We start from the raw sequence: 20,324 nt of genomic DNA on the forward strand, positions 1-20,324 counted from the left end.
CCGAATTAGCAAGCAGGCCGCAAACAACGTCGTGCTTACTAATTTACTGATTCAGATAGTTGCCGAGGGCCGCTAAGAATGCTTCGTCAATATCATCATCTTTGTGGTCTGTAAAAAATGCTTTTACTTTATCCGCATCTGCAGCAAAAACTTGCTTAATGGCTTTATTTTTTAAGCTTATTTTTTGTGGTGCCGGTGTTTTAGCATCAACTACATAATAAGCAGGTTCATCAACATACTCATCATATTTGTTGCCGCTTGATGATATACCATCGTTCTTATAATCGGCTTTTATAAACCTGGTTTTGGTAAACTTATATATTTTATACTTGCTCCCGGTTGCCAATACTTCGCAATAGTGCGTGGCATCAATTGCGGGCACGTATTCAAAAGCCATAGCCTTATCTGCCTTATTGTAAACCACAAAGTTTTTTACATGTTCTTTATCAACGGCAATGGCGGTTTGTTTATCCTGGCTCAGTAGTAATGCGCCCCCTATTTTATCATAATTAAATGTATAATTTTCGCTGTTAACTGTATTTCCTTTGTTGTCGGTAACGTAACCTTTAACCCAGGTGTCAAATAAATACCTGCTGCCCTTGGTACCTTCATTGTTAACCAGGTTATAGGCCATCCCTGTACCAGACATGATCCCCGTAGATGAAATGCTGTTTGTGCCTGTCTGCGCTTTTAAAACGTCGCATGTTATCATGAACAACACGAGCGCTGCTATATGTTTTATTTTCATTTTAAACCGGTAAAATTTTTATTTAAATTATAATAAAAAAGACCATTAGGTTTTATGCTAACGGTCTTTTTAAAAATATATTCTTTCCCGATTTGCTAATTCAATGAATCGGCAAGGTTGCTCAGGAAGGTATCGTTAATATCATCATCAGCATGATCGCTGAAATACGCTTTTACTTTATCCGCATCGGCAGCGAAAACTTGTTTGATGGCTTTTGCTTTTAAAGATATTTTTTGCAAAGCCGAAGTTTTAACGTTAAGCACATAATAAGTTGGCTCATCAACATATTCGTCATAATGGTTCCCGGTTGAGGTCATACCATCGGTTTTAAAGTCCGATTTCACGAAAGTTGTTTTTGTATACTTATAAACTTTGTATTTACTGCCATCTGATAACACCTGAGTGTAATGGGTAGGATTTATAGCGGTAATTAACTGGTATGTTTCGGGCTGGTCCAGTTTATTATAGATGGTAAAACTTTTTATCTGATCCCGGTCAACATCAACGGCCGCGCGTTTATCCTGGGTTAATAACAACGATCCATTGATCTTGTCATAGTTATAGGCAAAATTGTCGTTTTTAACAGTAGCGCCGGTTTTGTCAACCACATAGCCTTTAGCCCAGCCATCGCCAACTAAATAACGGCTTCCTTTGGTATCTTCTTTATGGCTGATGTTAAATAAGCTGCCGCTGGCGCCAGACACATTAAAAAAAGCTGTTCCCTGATTTTTATTCTCCAGAGGTACACCTGCTGCCGGTTTATTAGGGTCATCAAGGTTCAGTGCCTTCGCCGAAGATTTACCTGGTTTAAGAACAACCAAAAGATTATCCTTTCCGGTTACCTTCTCATCCTTATAGCCCCTTGCACTAACAACGATAGCTGAATTACCTTTTAAAGACAAGGTAAAAAAGCCCGTAGAATCTGTATAAGTAGCGGTTTTTGTATCTGCTTCCTGCACCAGGGCCGAAGCAACAGCCTGCCCTTTTTCATTTTTTACTGTACCCGATGCGGTTATCGACTGCGCCATTACAAGCTGCGCGGCTAAAACACACAATAAGGTAGATAAGATTTGCTTTTTCATTTTAATTATAATAAGTATTAAAGTTAACCATAAATATAAGCAGATTCATAGTCAGATATTTAATTATTTTAAAATATCAGCGATGTAATCAAAATTTTACGCCATTTACCAAAACGTTGGCTATTAACATATTACCTCAAATACAATACGCACTTGTTCTGCATATTGAAACAGGTGATGTAAAATATCTTTTTATTCGGGCCATGCCGGCATAGTTACATAGCGCTAAGTGTTTTATTTTCAAACTCAATACCCATCAGTTTATATCCTTTATTTGCCGGTAAACCTGCTCAGCATTTATTAACTAAATAATTTCATCAAGAAACTTCTGTTGAATGTATTTACACCCATAAGCCTGAACGCAGTATCGCGTAGATGCCTGTCCCAAGGTAACGACACCAATACTTGAGCTTATATAATTTTAGCTACCGGTTCCAGACAAAAAAGGGGACTGTTTTCTCAACAGTCCCCTTATAAAATAACATTGTATTATTCGTTATGGTACATAAGTATCCTCAATCCATCTTGCATTACCCGATCCGGTAACTGCGTATTGGAAGTGGAGTAATTTTAGAGCTTCCGCAAAGGTATATGATTTTGTATCATCATAACCTACAATAACCGGGGCCTGTGTTACAATAATATTGTTTGGTGTGTAATCACGGGCAACATCAGTTGCGTTAAGCGCAATGGTGAATTTAGAGAATAAACCACCAGCCTTAACATAACTTACATCGTAATTAACTGCAGCAGTATAATACCCGCTGGTAACCTGGAAATGGGTGCCTGTTACAGGGTAAATAGTAACAACATCGTCAAATGAACCACCAGATGGTGCGGTACCAGCAGGCGGAGGGTTACCCACACCATAGTTGTTGTACCTGCGGAAATGCCAGGTGTAATCGCCAGCAAAATCATTACCAATAAAGTGGTAATACTTAATGCTGTAGTTGGCCGATAAAGAAGCGTTAGTAGCCGATTTAAGTACAATTGGCAACATATAGCTTTTTGCAGGGTCAAGCATCGCTTTCTTAAAGGTTACCGTGAAATTAGCTAAACGGGTTCCTGCTTTAATAGTAGCGGTGGTTGCAGATATCGAATAAGAACCGGTTGGCATCGCCTCATATACGTTTGAATTATCAGATGCATTATAAGTTGCTATTATCGAATTATCAACGGCTATGGTAACAGCTACATCTTTAGTAGGCGCATACTGGCCCGTAACGTTGATTTGCAGGTTCCTTGTAATCGTAAGGTCGGCACCTGTTCCCGGGTCAGTAATGGCAGCTTCGCCAAAGTAGGGCTTACCTGCATGCACAATCTCTGCAAATGTGCCAAGGTTTGAAAAATCCACGTTTGGCTTGTCTTTCAAGCAAGACGTAAGCGAGACGGTAAGGACTCCTAATAATATGATTAACTTTTTCATTTCTTTTCGTTTTTTAATTATTTCTTAAACATAAGCCCTGAGCTTATTTCATCCAGAATATTTTAGATGTGAATAAGTCTGTACCGGTACCACCAGAAGGTACGTTAGCCCCATTAAGGGTGGTTTCGTTTATAGGGTAAGGCAAACGGTATGGGATATGCGCCACTGTAACACCCGGATAAGCCGATACCGGTAAATCTCTTGGTATTCCAAGCCTTCTCCAATCGCTATATGATTCCAGGGGATCAACGGTGTTCATAGCCGCCCATTTTTGGGTTATGATAAGCGTAAGCTTATCCGGCGAAGAATCATAGCTTGTTAAGGCATCTGCCTGGTTGGTATATGCAGATGCTCCGGGTGCACCTAAGAAAGTAAAATCTGCCGCTACTGCAGCATTATAAACAGCTTTTGCATCACCGGCAATATAACCGCGTTGTATTGCTTCGGCCTGTAAAAATAAGCTTTCGAAGGCTGTGATAAGCGGTGCTGATTGAGTTGGACCTTTTGGAGTCCCGGTAGCGGTAAAGCCAGTGCCAACAATAGCTGATATCACTGAATTTGATTCACCATTACCGTTAGTACTACCATAAGCCCTGCCTTTAACAGCACTTCTATCACTACTTGGGGTGGTATAAGCTATCGTCTCTTTACCAGATGGTGCATAAAAATAATTCACGCGTGGATCGTTATGGTCCTGATAAAATTTCACGGCATAACTATTTGCACGATAATAAGTAGTGTTTATACCATTTTGGCCTGTGGCATTGGCTATAATGTTATAGTAAAATGGATTTAACTGACCAGAAGAAGCATTTGAATAACCTGGATTAACAGCGGCATCAACGGCTAAATAATCAGCAGCGGTTGTACCCGACAGGGCCGTAGCTACAGCTGCACTCCCTAAACCGGCTTCGGTCTGACGCATTAACATTTTTAATTTTAATGTTTTTGCAAATAGTACCCATTTGGTCATAGTACCACCAAACACAACATCATAAGCACCGGGATTTATGGCTGCTGCTGGCGCCGAACCGATAACAGCAACTGCCGAATCGCATTTAGCAATTAATGCTTTATACGTGGCTGCCGGATCATTGTCATATTTATAGGAAAATGTAGCGTTGGTAGCGAACGCCTGTGAATAAGGGATTTTGTTGTACAAATCAACCAACCGCTGAAAAACAAAAGCTTCCATAATCATCCCAATTCCTTTAAAGTTAGCTTGCAAAGGATCGGAAGCTGAGTTTTTCAGTAACAAATTGTAATTTGATAAGTTAAGGTAGGCGTTATCAAAGTTACCCGTATAGTTGCTGCTGGTTATCTGATAAATTACGTACGTTGTACTCGGTGTAAAACCACCGCTTTGTGTCCAGTAGCCCATCCAGTTATTGATCATATCAGAGTTACCGCCGTGCATTAAACTTGCGGTAGCCGTTAATGACGCGCTTAATAAATATTTAGAAGGGGCAGACGTTGGCGTATTAGGGTTAACTTTGTTAACATCAAACGTTCCCTTCTGACATCCTACAATACCCGTTAACATCAAAGCAGAGAAAAGCAAACCCAGGTTAACTTTTCGCTTAAATATTGTTTTCGTTTTCATTTTTTCTATCAATTTCTTTGTTAAAAAGTTACAGCTAATGTACCGCTGATTATTCTTGTTGGCGGAGCCTGGTTCAATGTAGTTCTACCAACGGCGTTGCTGGTATCATCGTTAAACTCAGGATCTGTGTACTTGTTAGTTTTCGGACGTATCATGATCAGGTTACGACCAGAAACTGCTACGTTAACATTTTTTACAAATTTCACTTCGCGTAACCATGCTTTAGGGAAGTTATAGTTCAAAGTAGCCTCTCTTAATTTCCAGGCGGCGGCACTGGTTACATAATTGGCATCAACACCTAAGTAAGTGGTTGGGAAAAAGTTAAAGTTACCATCCTGAGTAAGAATGTTGGTATTATCAACATAATTCCCCTGAGCATTTTTATAAACCGAGTTCGGGAATACAAAACGCTGACGGCCTGTAAGTGTAGAAGTGATACTGTTACCAGCGTGGTCAAGTGTATTTGAAATCTGGTTAAATATTTTGTAACCACCTCTGTAATCAACTGTTAAATTTAAAGTAAAACCTTTGTAGCTTAATGATGATGTAAAACCTAACAAATCGGTTGGGTTAACATTTCCTAACGCTGATGTTGCCGATGCTCTTGTTGGCAAACCGGTATTGGCATCAACAATTACTTTACCAGTAGCGGGGTCTCTTGTCCAGTCATACCCTTTAATCTGGGCATATGGCATGTGCAAAATAGCATAAGTGTTACCGCCTACGTTTAACTCGCTTAAGCTTGAAGCAATACTGTTAACCCGGCTGCTTTGTTTGGTATAGTTAACGCCCATATTCCAGGTAACAGCTTGTGTTTTGATGATAGTACCATGTAAATCCAACTCCAAACCTTTATTTTGTGTATTCGCAGCGTTCAATACAGCCGATGTAAAACCGGATGCACGTGAAACCTGCGCAGTTACGATACCATCTTTAGTAACAGCTTTGTATGCTGATGCGGTTAAGGTTAACCTGTCTTTAAAGAAGCCTAAATCTAATCCAACCTCATCTTCAGTAACCTTTTCAGGTTTAATGTTCGGGTTAGCAATAGTACCGTTTAAAACGTAACCCGACAAACCCGATGCGCTGTAAGGGAAGTTTGGCGCAGCAGTTACAGTTGGGATAGTTTGATAAGCTCCATAAGCAATGTACTGAGAACCGCCAGATAAGGCTGAGGCGTTACCTGTTAAGGAATGCGCGTAACGTACTTTTACAAAGTTAAGGTAATCACTTTCGGCTATGCCTTTAAATATTTCGCTTATTACTACCGAACCATCGATATCATAATAAGGAATATATTTGTTTTTTTCAGAAAGTCTTGAATCTAAGTCAGTACGGTATGAACCGTGTAAAAACGCGTAAGTTTTGTACCCTAAAGTTGCAGTACCAAAATAACCTAATTTACGGGCCTGGAATTGAGCTTGACCTAAACCTGGTGCGCCGGTAAAGTTAGAGGTATTGTATGGGGTAAAGTTTAGCGAAGTTTGACCAATGTTGGTATAAGTAATTTTATTATCTAAATAAGCAACACCTAATGTACCATCAATTTTAAAGTCAGATGGCAGTTTGAAGTTATAGTTGGCCAGGAAATCAGAACTAAATAAAATGTTAGTTGAGTTACCTGTACCATATGATGGCAACACATCATTGGCAGCATATTTAGTACCGGCGCCATCATCTGTTACAACGTCAAGTTTTCCATCACCATTAGTATCAGGATAAACCATCGTGTTGGCACTCTTGGTAAAAGCACTATAAGTTCTGCCTGCATCTTTATTCTCGTACCTTGCCCAGGTATTGTCAAGGGCAGTGCGGTATGATAAGGTTAAAAACTTGGCTACTTTTAAATTTGCCTGCAAGTTGGCCTGTATGTGGTTTTCAACATTCAGTAACCTCACTTCATTTATAATTTGACCAGGGCTAATGTAGTAGTCATTGTAATACTGATCAACACCGCCATATTTGCTGTTAGGATCTTTCAAATCAACAACAGGGATATTAACAGGCGATTCGATCAAGTCATTATAAACCGTGCCTGTAGCTGTTTTATTGGTTGTTAAATAAGTATAGGCCATAGAATATGAAGTTGAAAAAGCTCCATACTTTTTGTCGCCACCTATACGGAACACGTCCCTGCGGCCTTCATCTTTAGGCATAATTGATTTACTGTGCAAATCCTGGCCCGACATGAAGAAACTACCTGTCTCATCACCAGAGTTGAAGTTAAAGTTATGCTGGGTAGTTATACCTGTATCAAAAAAGTCTTTTTTCTGATTTTTAACTGCCGCGTAAGGTACTAGTTCAGAGCTACCGTCAGCCAATGGACGACCGATAGGCACCAATTTGCCATTAAATTCAGGCCCGTAACTTTGGTTTTCGTAAGGGAAATAATAATAGTTACCATTACCATCGCCAAACTTGGTAAAGTCAAAAACCTCGCCTTCACCGCCGTTAGCGCCAAAACGAGATTGATATTCAGGAATGTAAGAAACCTTTTCAACCTGGTAGGTTGATGATACCGTTAAATTAGAGGTACCTTTTGTACCATGTTTGGTTGTAATTACGATAACACCGTTTGATGCATCAGAACCGTAAACAGCCGAGGCACTTGAACCTTTCAACGTGTTAATTTCCAAAATGTCCTCTGGATTAAGTGTGCTGATATCACTATAGAAGATAGCTCCATCAACAACATAAAGCGGCTGGTTATTACCAAGTAATGACCTGTTACCACGTAAAGTTACACGCGTTGGGGCAAACAAACCGTTGTTAACAGTTGAAACCTGCAATCCCGATACTTTACCGGTTAAACCGTTTACAACGCTGATAGGTTTTGCCTGGGTAATTTCTTTGCCAGATACTTTTGCAGTAGAGTAACCTACCGAAATAGCCTGCCTTTGGATACCCAACGCTGTTACTACAACCTCGTTCAACTGGCTGTTGGCGCTCAAAAGCACAACTTCAATTGTACTTTTTGTACCAACGGCCACATCCTGGCTGTTATAACCGATAAAAGAGAAAGAAAGTACCGCTCCCGGAGATACGCTGAGAGAGAATTTACCGGCAGCGTTGGTTTGCGTACCGCTTGAAGTCCCCTTGATTTTCACTGATACTCCCGGAATGGGTAAGCCATCGTCTTTGGCCGTAACCGTACCAGTAACTGTACGGTTTTGTGCGTGCACCTGTGTTAGGCATAACAACAGAAAGCACAAACTTGCTAGTAGAAGTTTTTTCATTTTGTTAATAATAAGATCAGTTAATAGTTAATTAATGTTAAAAGTAATGTTACATTATCAAAAAGTCAAGTAAAATCTTTAAAAAGATGACTTTTTTTTAAAAAAAGCATCTTTAATAATAAATATTAATAATTTTAGTACTATGTATTGCATAATACAATCTTAAACATATATCTTTGTATTATGATCGTCGAAAACACACAAACCCAAATGAGGAAGGGCATACTGGAGTACTGCATCCTATCCATCATAGCCAAGGGCGAAACATATGCTTCAGACATAATTGCTGAGCTAAAGAAAGCCCAACTGCTTGTAGTTGAGGGTACTCTGTACCCGCTATTAACCCGTTTAAAGAACAATGGACTGCTCACTTACAACTGGGTCGAGTCGATTTCAGGACCGCCCCGAAAGTATTATGTACTGTCAGACGAGGGCCGGAATGTGCTGGAACAGCTGGATAAAACCTGGCAGGAATTGGTTTATGCTGTGCAAACGGCCATTGGAGACAGAAAATAAAAAAACCTGAAATTATTACCCATCATGAACAAAACTATCATCATCAACATAAATGGCATCGTTTTTCACATCGAAGAGGATGCTTATGACGTACTTAAACTTTACATGACAGATGTAAAACGTCATTTTTCAACCTCGGCCGATAGCCTGGAGATAACAACCGACATCGAAAACCGCATTGCCGAAATGTTTAACGAAATTTTAGCAAGCCAAAGCAAGCAAGTCATTGTTGAGCAGGACGTAAAGCTTGTAATTGAGCAAATGGGCTCGGTTGAGGACTTTGAATCGGCCGAAAACGATGCAAAAGCGCCCGGAAACACCTCCTATGCCTATAACACCGAACGCCGCCGGCTTTTTCGCGATCCGGATGATCACCTGGTGAGCGGTGTTGCAGCAGGCATTGCCAATTATTTTGATATCCCGGCCGTTTGGATCAGGCTGGCCTTTGTAATTTTCCTTTGTGTGGCAGGCAGCGGCTTCTTCTTGTATGTTATATTGTGGATGGTGATCCCGAAAGCCGTTAGCCGCGCCGACAGGATGGCTATGAAAGGCGAGAAACAAGACCTGAAAGGTTTTAAAAAGAGTTTCGAGGAAGAACTGAGCTCCGTTAAAGAAAACCTGCACAACTTTCAGCACGAGGCCAGGCCATTTGTTTACAAAACCCGCGATTTTATCGGCGATTTTTTTGACCACCTTGGCGTGTTTCTACGGGGTGCCGGCAGCTTGCTTGGTAAAATAATAGCCGGTGGTATATTATTGGGCTGTTTTGGCCTTGCTATTGCACTTATTGTGGTTGTTATTATGTTTTTAGCGTTCGGCAAAACAGATATCTACCATATATTTCCGTTCAATATAGTTAACCATAATACCAATCTTGTATTTATAGCAGGCGGCTTTTTATTACTGGCTATCCCTTTAACCGCTATTATATTACTCATTATTGGCTTTCTGTTCCGTAACGCATCATTCAACCGCTCGGTTGGCACCACTTTATTATGTGTATGGCTGGCCGCGCTTGGCGCAGTAGTATATTACGGTGTAAGGGCATCTGTTGATTTTAGGGAAGGCGCAAGGCTAAACACCACCATTAACATTAAAGCCCCGGCAAACAACACCTATTACCTGCAGCTTAACGATGCCAAATACCTGAGCAACGAGGATAGCACCCGCCTGCGCATAAAAGAGCGTTTTAACGGCATGGTTATTTTAGATGACGACTTTAATGGCAACGAAGAGATGGACGGCCCAAGCCGCGTAAGCATCGATATTGAAAAAAGCGATGTAGCACAACCTGTTTTGGTTGAATCATTCACCGCCCGCGGCCGCGATTATGAGGATGCGCTTACCAATACAAAAAACATTACCTACCGCTTTATCCAAAAAGACTCGGTGTTGAAATTTGACCGCCACCTGGAAAGAACCGCCGGTACGCTTTGGCGCGGGCAGGAGCTGCACCTCACCTTAAAGGTACCCTTGAACTCCAAGCTGGTTATTGATACCAGGCTGGATGTTAACATCGGTTTTAACCCTTATGATTGCCAGCAAAGCAATAAACCGCTTAACCCGCTTGGCGCAAAATTTATCATGAAAGAAAACGGCATCGAGTGCGATATCCCGCCGGTACCACAGGCCACTATCGACAGCCTGAGAAGGCAGGAGGTAGCCGATAGCCTTAAAAATGCAAATCAGCAATAAAACCACATCGTTGTATAACATAAAATGCGATCAGTTGTAAAATATATAAGCCTGCTATTATTTAGCGGGCTTATTATTGCTTTTTACTGCCTTACATTTAACCAAAGCCCGACACCTGCCGTTAAACCAAATCCATTTGTTACTGCGCCAACCCAACCCGGTAGCAGCCAGCCAATAGGCCAGGCCATTATCATAAATATTGCTAAAAATTTATTCCCTGCGTTAAAAAGTTTAATTTCTCTGTAACCAAAGCACCCTATTGTGCATCTTAATACAAAAAGACACAAAAATTACAGATCAGGCCCCGGCGAAGGCGCTTACCCCTTGGCCAGCCTCAAACTGACATACACTATGAATAAAAAGCTTATATCAAATAATTACTAAACACACTTAAGGCCACCGCCAAAACAGCTAAAAACTTATTTACAAATTTTAAAAGGAGCTATTTTCCTTAACGGCATTGTATTGCCCAAACTTTTTAACAACACAATAATGAAAACTAAAATCAACCATATATTATACACACTCCTGCTTGTAGTTATCAGCTGGAGCGCGTCCTTTGCCCAAACCGGCAATACGGGTGCCGCCAAAGTATCAGGTTCGCTGGTAAATGACCAGGGCAAACCTCTTGACTATGCCAGCGTAAGCATCATCAAAGCAACCGACTCCACCATAGTTAAAGGCGCTTTAAGTAACGATAATGGCGTTTACTCCTTTGATAAAATACCAGCAGGTAAATACCTGGTAAAAGCCACCGTTGTAGGTTATGTAAAAGCGGTGAGCAAACCTTTTACCGTTACCGAAGGCTCAACCAAGGTTGAAGTGCCCGTTTTAAACATGCAGCCCGGCAATACCACTTTAAAAACGGTTACCGTTACCGCCGCCAAACCGCTTGTTGAACGCAAAATTGACCGCACCGTAATGAATGTAGAAGGCAGCGTACTCGCCGCCGGCAACACCGCCATGGAAATTTTGGCACGGGCCCCCGGCGTAACTGTGGATAAAGACGATAACATCAGCCTTAAAGGCAAACAGGGTGTAACCGTAATGATTAATGATAAGCTTACTTATCTTACCGCCGCGCAACTGGCTACACTGTTACGCTCAACCGATGGCAACACCATTAAATCTATCGAAATTATTACCAACCCATCGGCTAAATATGATGCCGCGGGTAACTCGGGCATCATCAACATTAAATTAAAAAAGAATGCCCAGTCGGGTACCAATGGCAGTATTACGGCCGGCGTGGCCAAAGGCAGGTATTGGAGAGATAACAGCAGCCTTAACCTTAACCATAAGGATGGCAACCTGAATGTGTTTGGCACTTTTAGCCGCGGCGACAGCAAACGCGCGCACGACTTACTGCTCGACCGCGTGGTGAGCAACGCCCAGGGGGTTACCAACTATTTTAACCAGCAGTCATTTATGCCCGATGCCAATCATTATAATAATTACCGCATTGGCGCCGACTACGACCTTACCCCCAAACATACCATTGGCTTTGTGGTAAGTGGCTACTCAAATACCGAAAACAACCACAACAGCACATCTACCATAATAGGCACCAAATATGGTGCTGCCGATTCATCGCTGCGCACCAATTCAATTTTTGAGCAGGCCTACAAAAACATAGCCGTTAACCTTAACGACAGGCTTAAAATTGACACCAGCGGCCAGGAACTAAGCTTCGACCTTGATTACTCTAAATTTAACAACAGCAACAACGCGCAATACACTACCGATTATTTTTTAGCCGATGGCAGCCCGCAGCGCCCGTCGCAGTTATTGCGTAACCAAAGCCCGTCAACCATTACCATATATACTGCTAAGGTTGATTATACCAAACCGCTTACCAAAACCATAAAACTGGAAGCCGGCGCCAAATACAGCAACGTTAAAACTGATAACGATTTAAGGGCCCAGATTGACAGCAGCGGCGTATATATTAACGATAAAGGCCGCAGCAACCACTTTATTTACGACGAGAAAATTGAAGCCGGCTACCTTAACCTGAACAAGCAGTTCAAAAAAACATCTATACAGGTGGGCCTGCGTGCCGAGCATACCCAATCAAACGGCAACCTTATAGGCAGCACGCCGGTAAACCGCAGCTACCTTAACTTTTTCCCAAGCGCATTTATTAACCACACCATCAATGATAAAAACGAGGTAAGCCTATCGTACAGCCGCCGTATTGATAGGCCGGGTTATGATGCGCTTAACCCCTTCATTTTTTATCTCGATCCGTATACCTTTCAAAAAGGTAATGCCTTCCTTAACCCGCAGTATACCCAAAACTTCGAGTTTAACTACACCTATAATAAAACCATTAATGTTAGCCTGGGCTACAGCCGTACCACCGATGCCATTACCGAGCTGATTTTAACCGAAGGCGAAAAAACATTTCAAACCAATAAAAACCTGCAAACGCAAACAGGCTACAATGCCAACATCAACACCCCCTTCACCATTACCAAATGGTGGGAGGGCAATATCAACGTAACAGCGTTTTACCTCGGCTTTAAATCCGATTCGCTTGCAGGCTTCAACTTTAACAATGGCCAGTGGGCGTACCAGGCACGTACAACCCAAACCTTTAAGTTTGCCGGCGCCCGGTTAGAGGTTATGGGCGATTACCAATCCAGGTTAACCTACGGTATATATAAAATAAGGCCCCGTTACTCGGTCGATCTTGGCCTCAGCAAATCCTTCTATAATAAAAAGTTGAATGTTAAAGTGGCCTGCGACGATGTATTTAACATCCGCCGCAACAACCTAAGCAGCAACGAGCTTGGCAACAACTTCGATATCAGGCAACGAAACGACTCGAGGGTAGGCCGGCTTACCCTCACCTACAACTTTGGCAACAACTCCATCAAAGTACGCCAGCACCGCAGCGGCGCCGACGATGAAAAAGGCAGGGTGAAAGGCAATAATTAAGTGGGCGGTTTGCAGTGGGCAGTGGGTAGTGGGCAGTGGGCAGCAGGCAGCAGGCAGTGGGCAGTGGGCAGTGGGCAGTGGGCAAATACCAATAAAAAAGGTTCGGTTGACCTTTTCAACCGAACCTTTTTTATGAAGCGCCGCGCCGTTGTTGGGGTTATAAACACAGGTGTCCGGAAGAAATAAATTGAGGGCATGCGCTCTTCCTTCCCCGGGGAAGGGCCAATGCTGTTAAGTTAAGAAAAACAGGAGGACAAATAATATCGAACACTGAATTTCGAATGTCCCACACCGAAGATTCTCCTTCATTATTCTATATCGTACATTCGGAGTTCCATATCAAATCAATCATAATTCCTTATTAATAGCATTGGGAGAAGGCAGAAGCAGGCGATTCCGGTTCCGCCGGCATACAACTCCCCCAACCATCCACCAATAAACTAATGAACCAGTAAATCAACAAGCCTCCTGCTAACCCACCATCCCACCAATGAACTAATGAACCACTAAACCAATGAACCAAAACCAACCCACCATCCCACCAATGAACTAATGAACCAATGAACCAACGAAGTAATGAACCAGTGAACCAATGAACTAATGACCGATTCCCTTTTTTGACTTTTGAATTTTAACTTTTGAATTTAAAATGTCGTTGCCTGCGGCCCGTGCTGTACGTTCATACTGCACAGGCATTAAGCGCCGGGCCGGTATCCACTGCCATCACTAACGTGGGCTGCGGGGATAGATTGTTGATTTGTGCTACAAATGAGCGTTGCGATTTGCATGCGGGCCATAAGGGAGGCCCCTGCGGCGGCAGGGGGCCAAGAGGTTCATAACTAAACTCAAACTTGATGAAATAGTATTATGCCGCCATCAACAAATCAGATGCCCAATCATGTCCACAACTTTTCAAACAGAATTTTACCGATGCAGAATACTCTGAATCTGGATGTGCTAGGTCTCTTAGTTCTTTCATCATTCTCGCAATTTCGGCATCCCTAGCTAAGTCATGATTTATAACTTGTAAGGCTAATTGACTCTGTATTTTTAAAATCAACAAGGTCGTTTTACTGTACTTTTGTCTCCGACCCTCTTTAAGCCCCTCTAAATTTAAATTATATTTTTCAATGGAATAAAATGCCCTTTTATAATCACGAGAATTTGGGTCAGTAAATCGCGGACTTACCCTGCCTTCGCTATCGTAGGCAAGTTTACTTGGATCGCTAATATTTATGGGGTCTAAAAGTAAGATGTCTTCTATTGCAATGTTATCACCGTATCTATTGGCTTTATTTTGGACTACAGGAAAATAGTCTTTCTTCCTCACATTAACAGCTGGACCTGCATACCTGTAATTTAGCCAATTAAAGGCCAACCACCAATATCCTCCTTGATCTACCTTATTTTCATCAACCGCTTTTAATTTTGGCCTAAAATGGTCAACATGGCAATGGGCACCGTCATTTATAGACTCGGAATACCAACATTTTCTATTTCGAATTTTGCTTAAATACCCTTTTAATTCTCCCCATAATCCTTCATTTGCTTCAATAATTACTTTCCTTGCGGCATGGTCGGCAGCGCGCACCAAAGACTGTGTAACGGTGTCGGCTCTATTAATCCAATCGATGTTAGGAGCATTGTTTTCCAAGTCAATGAAAATCATTTTTTTTCCCCCTTTATTAACGTTTCCAAAATCCTCTTTGCAACTTCATTTTGTTTTAAAAGATCATCTTTGTTCGTTTTTAAAGGTTCAATAGCTTCAATTTTGCTCATTGCGATCAAAAATTTTTCAAAAAGAGGATCTCTATCAGTTGTATTAATTCCTATCGCGGATAGAGTTATAAAAATATCGTTTAATTCTTTTTTTTCTTCAATAGTCAAAACACCACTATCCTGCTTGACTATTAGATCATTACGCCTATTTAATAAATCGAATGTTTCCTTATCCAATGTACTTGGCAAGCCGAACAATCCACTTGTTAAAATACCCGCTACGCCTAATCCTTTTGGGTCGAAATCAGGTTGAAAGGCTTCTACTTTTTGATACTCATCCCCTTTTTCATCTAAGCTTTTTACTGACTGAAAAATTCTAATTTCTTCCTTTGTTAAACCGCCGATAACTAAAGGGTCATGTGTAGTCATAAGTATTTGACTTGTCTCCTCATCCTTTGGTTTTGACTCTCTAACTATCTCGTGTAAAAGACTCATATATCTCCATTTCCACAACGGATTTAAATGCGTATCTGGCTCATCTAATAGTATTAAAGATTCATCTTCCTTAGTAAATCGCAAAAGCCCTAACACCGTTAGTAATTGTTGTTCGCCTTCAGATAACTCTTTAAAGGTAATGTCGCCGTTGACATTACGTTTTCGTACTTTTATTCTAACTTCTTGAATTAAGTCAGATATGTAGGTACTTTCTAAACTTTTGAAAAAACCTGCGTTATTTCCGTATTTTCTCGCAATTTTCTGAAGTTTATCTTGATTTGATATATATAGATAGAGATGATCTTGCTTTTGATCTCGTCTAAAATCAAGTCTTACCTTATCTTCATAAACAATTGGGGCCATTGCGGCATCCCACAATTCACTAAGAAAATTGCGTACTACTCCTTTTGCTCCCCAAAAGTCAAGTGGATCTTTATTTTTCTTATCCCATATTGGTCTTTTAAATACGAATAGCATCGATTCTAATCCCACTATTCCTAAATAATCCTCCATGAACTTAGAGACTTTGGAATCTGAAAATGAGTAAAATGCCATCAGTACAAAGTAGCTGTGAATAAGCCGAGCATAAAAAAGAGGCCTTTGTGCCGGTATATTATCGCTTTTTATAAGTTCCTCATAGAATCGCCGCTGATGTACATCAAAATGTTCCAGCAACCTGTTGCTAACACCTGAATAATAAGAAAACACATATCTAGGTAAATATTTACCCTTATTCCTTTTTACTTCAGCTTTAGATACAATTGTAGAATATTTGATTTCGTTAGCTGTTTTTTCCCCTAGAAATAAACCAAATTTATTTTCAACATCCGGACCTCCATTGACCTTAATCAGATTGCCATTACATTTATATTCAATAGAATAACTGAAACTTGTTTGTTGTTCTAAATCTAAGTCTCGAAAAATAATAACTAAAGCTTCCAAAAAATTAGATTTTCCAGCGGCGTTTTGTCCTAAAAGGACAGTATGCCACTCATTTTCATCAATATTAATTGAAAAATTGTTTAGATTCTTAAATTTTTTAATGTAAACTCTATCTATTCTCATACTAATTCCAAGTAGCCTTTTTCATTCTCCACCTCTTTGATAGAGCTTTCAGTCTCAATCTTTTCCTTTAAGTCGGCGTAAAATTTATCTATGCTGTCACCAATATTTTGGACATCATAATGTTTGGACATTTTCCAAAGGTCTTCAGCATGTAATTTACCATGCTCTTTTAATAATTCAACTAATTCCATAAGCTTGGTTTGGCTACTATACTTTATTGTCCTGGTAAAATTATTATTTTTACTATGCGTAGAGATTTTTTGTGATTTATTAACATTGTCTTCTCCAAAAAATTTAATAATAAATGATTCTAATAAATCTTTTAAGTTTTTTTTGCAGTCGGCAATTTGATTCTTTAGCTCGTTACAAAACATCAACGCCTTTACGACAATGCTTACAATCTCCCTTTGTTCTTCGATTGGTGGTAGTGGAATTTTTTTATTTTCAAGATCTTTAGTTGAAATATGAGGTATTCCTATACTATCTTCTATTGAAAGATTTGAAATGAAATGATTTGAATTAAACCAATAGTATAGAAACAGATGGTTGATTCTTAATTCTGAATATGAAATTCTAGCCACTCGTTGCAATAGCATAGCTGGTAAATCATCTTCTTTTATAATTGATATTTTCAAACCTGTTGAAATTAAAGGTCGATCTAAGGATATAACTATGTCATTAATATCAAGCTTGAACCTATCCAAATTTCCTATATCAAGGTGCGGATAGTATACAACATTACTCCAGTCAATTCTTCCAATTGAAATATTTATGTTTCTCAACAATCTTATTCCTTCTGACGAAAAATTCGGGCTCTTAAAAGCATATCCATTCTGAATCTCAGTTAAGTCTCCCAGTTTCACCCATTTCCAAGTTTTTGGGATATCAAATGACTTCTCATCACTATCATTGACGATTGATAATTCCTCTCCACTGTTTTTTCTTTTCAATTTGAGCATTTTTTCCAATGGCTCATTATTGGGATTTTTTATACGCCAATCTTTCGATAATTTGCCTTGTATCGCGCTTTGTAATACAGACCTCTTTAAGCTAGCCAAATAATTTTCTTGTTTATTTAACTCACTTAATAATGCATCTACTTTTAACTTTTTTCCTATATAGTCATCATAAAATAATTTCTGCTCATTAAAAGAGATATCGGGAAAGTCAATTTCACCTAAATCAGAAATTCTCAAAGAATTTCTCACCCCTCCACGATCTCCATACCATTTAATCAATCCTAACCCAATGTTACTCTTTAAATAAAGCAATAAAAATTCTATATGGACAGTCGGATCAACCTCAAAAATAACATATGCAGGACTCATTAATCCTCTAAAACTTTCATTGGTTAGGCCAATTGACCCTATGTTTACTCTGTACGGATTATAGGCGATTTTTTTTCCGGAGAAATAAAAATATTCACTTAAGTTCTTACCGACTTCCTTACCTGTAACAATTACTCCTTCTTCTTTAGAAACGCCATACACTAATAAAGACTCTATATCCAAATTAAGGTTCTTCGCCTTGTCAGTTATTCTTTTTATTGAATCTTTAAGTTTTCTTGATTTGAAGGGTAATTCCATTAATTAAATAGTTTCTCAATGTCTGACAATATTTTCTCTGATATTTTTACGCTTTCTCTTAGGGACTTCAATATATCGTGGGTAGATTCCGTAATTTCTTCAATAGAAGTGTTCGGATTTTTTATATCTAAATTAATCCCTTTCTCTTTTATCTGTTGAATCGAAGTCCTCCAGGCAAATTGATGTTCAGTCCTGTTAACCCACCATGTTTTAATTTCTTGAAAATCTTTGATATCAATAACTCGTGATTTATTATAGTTTTTGATTCCTTCCGGATGCGACATCTCGTAATACCATATATCATTACTTGGACGACTTTTATCAAAGAATAATAAATTAGTTTTTATAGAGGTATAGGGGTTAAACACCCCATTGGGTAACCTAATGATAGTGTGTAAATTACATTTTGTAATCAATTCTTCTCTAATTCTTTTTTTTACACCTTCCCCTGATAAAGAACTGTCAGGCAATACAATTGCCGCCCTTCCATGGTTTTTAAGAATTTTAATTATCAATGAAAGGAATAAATCGGCTGTTTCTTTTGTTCGAAATTGTACAGGGAAATTCCTTTCAGTTCCATCTTCTTCTTGACCACCAAAAGGAGGATTGGAAAGTATAACGTCAACTTGGTTTTTTGTGTTCCAATTGTCATAAGGCACTGATAATAAATTGCCTCTGGTAATTGCAGGTTTTTCAATTCCGTGAAGAATTAAATTCGTTGTACAAAGTAAATGAGGTAGTGGTTTTTTCTCAATTCCTCTGATAGATTCTTGAATTTTTAATGACGCTTTGTTGAAATTTGTTTGCATAGACAAGTGATCCAAACTACAAGTTAAGAAGCCCCCCGTACCGCATGCAGGATCCAATATACTTTCACCAATTTGTGGATTTACCATTTCCACCATAAACTGAGTCACCGCTCTTGGTGTATAAAACTCTCCTGAAGAACCAGCACTTTGCAGTTCCTTTAAAATCGACTCGTAGATTTCATTAAAAATATGTATCTCATTGTTTTTATTCGAAAAATTAATTTTGTTGATTTCGTTGACTACTTGTCTAAAAAGATTTCCGCTTTTCATATAATTATAAGTATCGTTAAAAACGGACTTGATAATAATGGATTGATCTGTATCAGTAGGATGTATTGACTTAAGGTCAGGAAATAACTCCTCGTTAATAAAGTTAATTAATTCGTCGCCTGTTAAACCATCTTCATTGGCAGCCCAATTTTGCCATTTTAGCTTTTCAGGAATAGGGCTTTTGTACTCTTTTCTTGATATTTTCCATTCTTCTTCCTTGTCTGCAAAGATTTTCATAAAAAGCATCCATACCATTTGGGAAATTCGTTGTGCATCACCATCAACCCCTTCATCCTTTCTCATGATGTTTCGTATAGATCTTATTATTATTGTAGTATTCATCAATTATTAAAAATTATAGCATCTAAAATTTAAATCGCTGTTTTAACATTATATCGTCAATATGGCATAATAATTAGTTAAGCTCATACACTCTATTAACAACAGTAATTGGGTATGTAGTAGTGACCTTAAATTTGCTAATTTAAAGCTTTGATATTTAAACGTTATTTCCATCATAAATGGATTATCAAATCTATTATGCGAAATTTAACTTTCTAATAATCTCACATAAATTCAAAAAATCAATAAAGGCTATTTTTGCGTGATCGTTTACAATATTGTGCCTCTCTCCAATATTCTTAACTTCGATTTTCAATTAACTATTTTCTTTTCAATTAGTTATATATTATGGTTGCACAAAAATTATTGTTGCTAAAGTACATAAATGGAACTACTGCAAGGATCTTATGATATAAAATGTTAATTAGTTAGCCACCAATAATTTTATACCCCCTGCTGGCGTACACGCAATGTCATTAAGTTAAGCGTTAAAATACTGCAAGTCAACACCTTGTTAACGACATTATCTAAAACAACCTCACAATCAAGTAGTTCATATTGTATCTTTTTGATTTTTAGTGATTTTAGGTGTTGTCTTGGCTCTCGGTTTAGTTCCCCCTTACCGCAAGTGCGCGGCTGCGTGTGTGAGGTTCCTTTCCTTAGCGCAAGTGTTGTGCGGCTGCATGTGTGAGGATCACTTGTGACTTCCTTTAAACAAATACCGATCAAAACACAAGTGAGCCAACGCTCAACGCCCATTACTCCCCACCTGCGCTAAAACGAGAGCAA

The 20,324-nt window shown here is 39.4% G+C and carries 13 protein-coding genes; 4 read left to right on the forward strand and 9 right to left on the reverse strand.

Annotation, left to right across the window (positions count from 1 at the left end; genetic code table 11):
- Positions 1-43: 43 nt before the first annotated feature.
- From PQ469_RS27825 to PQ469_RS27845, 5 genes are all read right to left on the reverse strand, one after another.
- Entirely contained in the window at positions 44-748 is a 705-nt protein-coding gene (locus tag PQ469_RS27825; protein WP_274210594.1) for a hypothetical protein, read from the reverse strand.
- 95 nt (positions 749-843) lie between these two features.
- On the reverse strand, positions 844-1,830 hold the full coding sequence (locus PQ469_RS27830) for a carboxypeptidase-like regulatory domain-containing protein (protein WP_274210595.1): 987 nt from the start codon (positions 1,828-1,830) through the stop codon (positions 844-846).
- Positions 1,831-2,326: 496 nt separating this feature from the next.
- Positions 2,327-3,256: a DUF1735 domain-containing protein gene (locus PQ469_RS27835; protein WP_274210596.1), complete on the reverse strand. Its 930-nt coding sequence runs from the start codon at positions 3,254-3,256 to the stop codon at positions 2,327-2,329.
- A 43-nt stretch (positions 3,257-3,299) separates the two neighbouring features.
- Positions 3,300-4,859, reverse strand: coding sequence for a SusD/RagB family nutrient-binding outer membrane lipoprotein (locus tag PQ469_RS27840; protein ID WP_274210597.1), 1,560 nt, complete (start codon positions 4,857-4,859; stop codon positions 3,300-3,302).
- A gap of 20 nt (positions 4,860-4,879) precedes the next feature.
- A complete protein-coding gene (locus tag PQ469_RS27845) occupies positions 4,880-8,095 on the reverse strand; it encodes a SusC/RagA family TonB-linked outer membrane protein (RefSeq protein ID WP_274210598.1) in 3,216 nt (1,071 codons plus the stop codon).
- Between the two features lie 183 nt (positions 8,096-8,278).
- Here PQ469_RS27845 and PQ469_RS27850 point away from each other — a divergent pair, with 183 nt between their 5' ends.
- From PQ469_RS27850 to PQ469_RS27865, 4 genes are all read left to right on the forward strand, one after another.
- Entirely contained in the window at positions 8,279-8,611 is a 333-nt protein-coding gene (locus PQ469_RS27850) for a PadR family transcriptional regulator (protein WP_090639171.1), read from the forward strand.
- Between the two features lie 24 nt (positions 8,612-8,635).
- Positions 8,636-10,306, forward strand: a complete 1,671-nt coding sequence (locus PQ469_RS27855) for a PspC domain-containing protein (protein WP_274210599.1) — start codon at positions 8,636-8,638, stop codon at positions 10,304-10,306.
- A gap of 24 nt (positions 10,307-10,330) precedes the next feature.
- A complete protein-coding gene (locus tag PQ469_RS27860; protein ID WP_274210600.1) occupies positions 10,331-10,552 on the forward strand; it encodes a hypothetical protein in 222 nt (73 codons plus the stop codon).
- Positions 10,553-10,798: 246 nt separating this feature from the next.
- Positions 10,799-13,249: an outer membrane beta-barrel family protein gene (locus PQ469_RS27865; protein ID WP_274210601.1), complete on the forward strand. Its 2,451-nt coding sequence runs from the start codon at positions 10,799-10,801 to the stop codon at positions 13,247-13,249.
- Between the two features lie 865 nt (positions 13,250-14,114).
- Here PQ469_RS27865 and PQ469_RS27870 read toward each other — a convergent pair.
- Genes PQ469_RS27870 through PQ469_RS27885 form a run of 4 tightly spaced genes read right to left on the reverse strand, consistent with a single transcriptional unit; the run spans position 14,115 to position 19,496 of the window.
- Entirely contained in the window at positions 14,115-14,918 is an 804-nt protein-coding gene (locus PQ469_RS27870; protein ID WP_274210602.1) for an HNH endonuclease family protein, read from the reverse strand.
- A complete protein-coding gene (locus PQ469_RS27875) occupies positions 14,915-16,528 on the reverse strand; it encodes an AAA family ATPase (RefSeq protein WP_274210603.1) in 1,614 nt (537 codons plus the stop codon). Before PQ469_RS27875 ends, PQ469_RS27870 begins: the two co-directional genes overlap by 4 nt.
- Positions 16,525-18,114, reverse strand: coding sequence for a restriction endonuclease subunit S (locus PQ469_RS27880; RefSeq protein ID WP_274210604.1), 1,590 nt, complete (start codon positions 18,112-18,114; stop codon positions 16,525-16,527). Before PQ469_RS27880 ends, PQ469_RS27875 begins: the two co-directional genes overlap by 4 nt.
- A complete protein-coding gene (locus tag PQ469_RS27885) occupies positions 18,114-19,496 on the reverse strand; it encodes a class I SAM-dependent DNA methyltransferase (protein ID WP_274210605.1) in 1,383 nt (460 codons plus the stop codon). The genes PQ469_RS27880 and PQ469_RS27885 overlap by 1 nt, the downstream gene beginning before the upstream one ends.
- Positions 19,497-20,324 lie beyond the last annotated feature (828 nt).

It is taken from the genome of Mucilaginibacter sp. KACC 22773 (genome assembly GCF_028736215.1).
In the GTDB taxonomy this organism is placed as follows: Bacteria; Bacteroidota; Bacteroidia; order Sphingobacteriales; family Sphingobacteriaceae; genus Mucilaginibacter.

Excerpts from the sequence above, each read along its gene's own strand:
- PQ469_RS27830 (WP_274210595.1), bottom strand. The coding sequence starts at position 1,830 with ATGAAAAAGCAAATCTTATCTACCTTATTGTGTGTTTTAGCCGCGCAG.
- PQ469_RS27825 (WP_274210594.1), bottom strand. The coding sequence starts at position 748 with ATGAAAATAAAACATATAGCAGCGCTCGTGTTGTTCATGATAACATGC.
- PQ469_RS27840 (WP_274210597.1), bottom strand. The coding sequence starts at position 4,859 with ATGAAAACGAAAACAATATTTAAGCGAAAAGTTAACCTGGGTTTGCTT.
- PQ469_RS27865 (WP_274210601.1), top strand. The coding sequence starts at position 10,799 with ATGAAAACTAAAATCAACCATATATTATACACACTCCTGCTTGTAGTT.
- PQ469_RS27875 (WP_274210603.1), bottom strand. The coding sequence starts at position 16,528 with ATGAGAATAGATAGAGTTTACATTAAAAAATTTAAGAATCTAAACAAT.
- PQ469_RS27860 (WP_274210600.1), top strand. The coding sequence starts at position 10,331 with ATGCGATCAGTTGTAAAATATATAAGCCTGCTATTATTTAGCGGGCTT.
- PQ469_RS27845 (WP_274210598.1), bottom strand. The coding sequence starts at position 8,095 with ATGAAAAAACTTCTACTAGCAAGTTTGTGCTTTCTGTTGTTATGCCTA.
- PQ469_RS27850 (WP_090639171.1), top strand. The coding sequence starts at position 8,279 with ATGATCGTCGAAAACACACAAACCCAAATGAGGAAGGGCATACTGGAG.
- PQ469_RS27870 (WP_274210602.1), bottom strand. The coding sequence starts at position 14,918 with ATGATTTTCATTGACTTGGAAAACAATGCTCCTAACATCGATTGGATT.
- PQ469_RS27835 (WP_274210596.1), bottom strand. The coding sequence starts at position 3,256 with ATGAAAAAGTTAATCATATTATTAGGAGTCCTTACCGTCTCGCTTACG.
- PQ469_RS27885 (WP_274210605.1), bottom strand. The coding sequence starts at position 19,496 with ATGAGAAAGGATGAAGGGGTTGATGGTGATGCACAACGAATTTCCCAA.
- PQ469_RS27880 (WP_274210604.1), bottom strand. The coding sequence starts at position 18,114 with ATGGAATTACCCTTCAAATCAAGAAAACTTAAAGATTCAATAAAAAGA.
- PQ469_RS27855 (WP_274210599.1), top strand. The coding sequence starts at position 8,636 with ATGAACAAAACTATCATCATCAACATAAATGGCATCGTTTTTCACATC.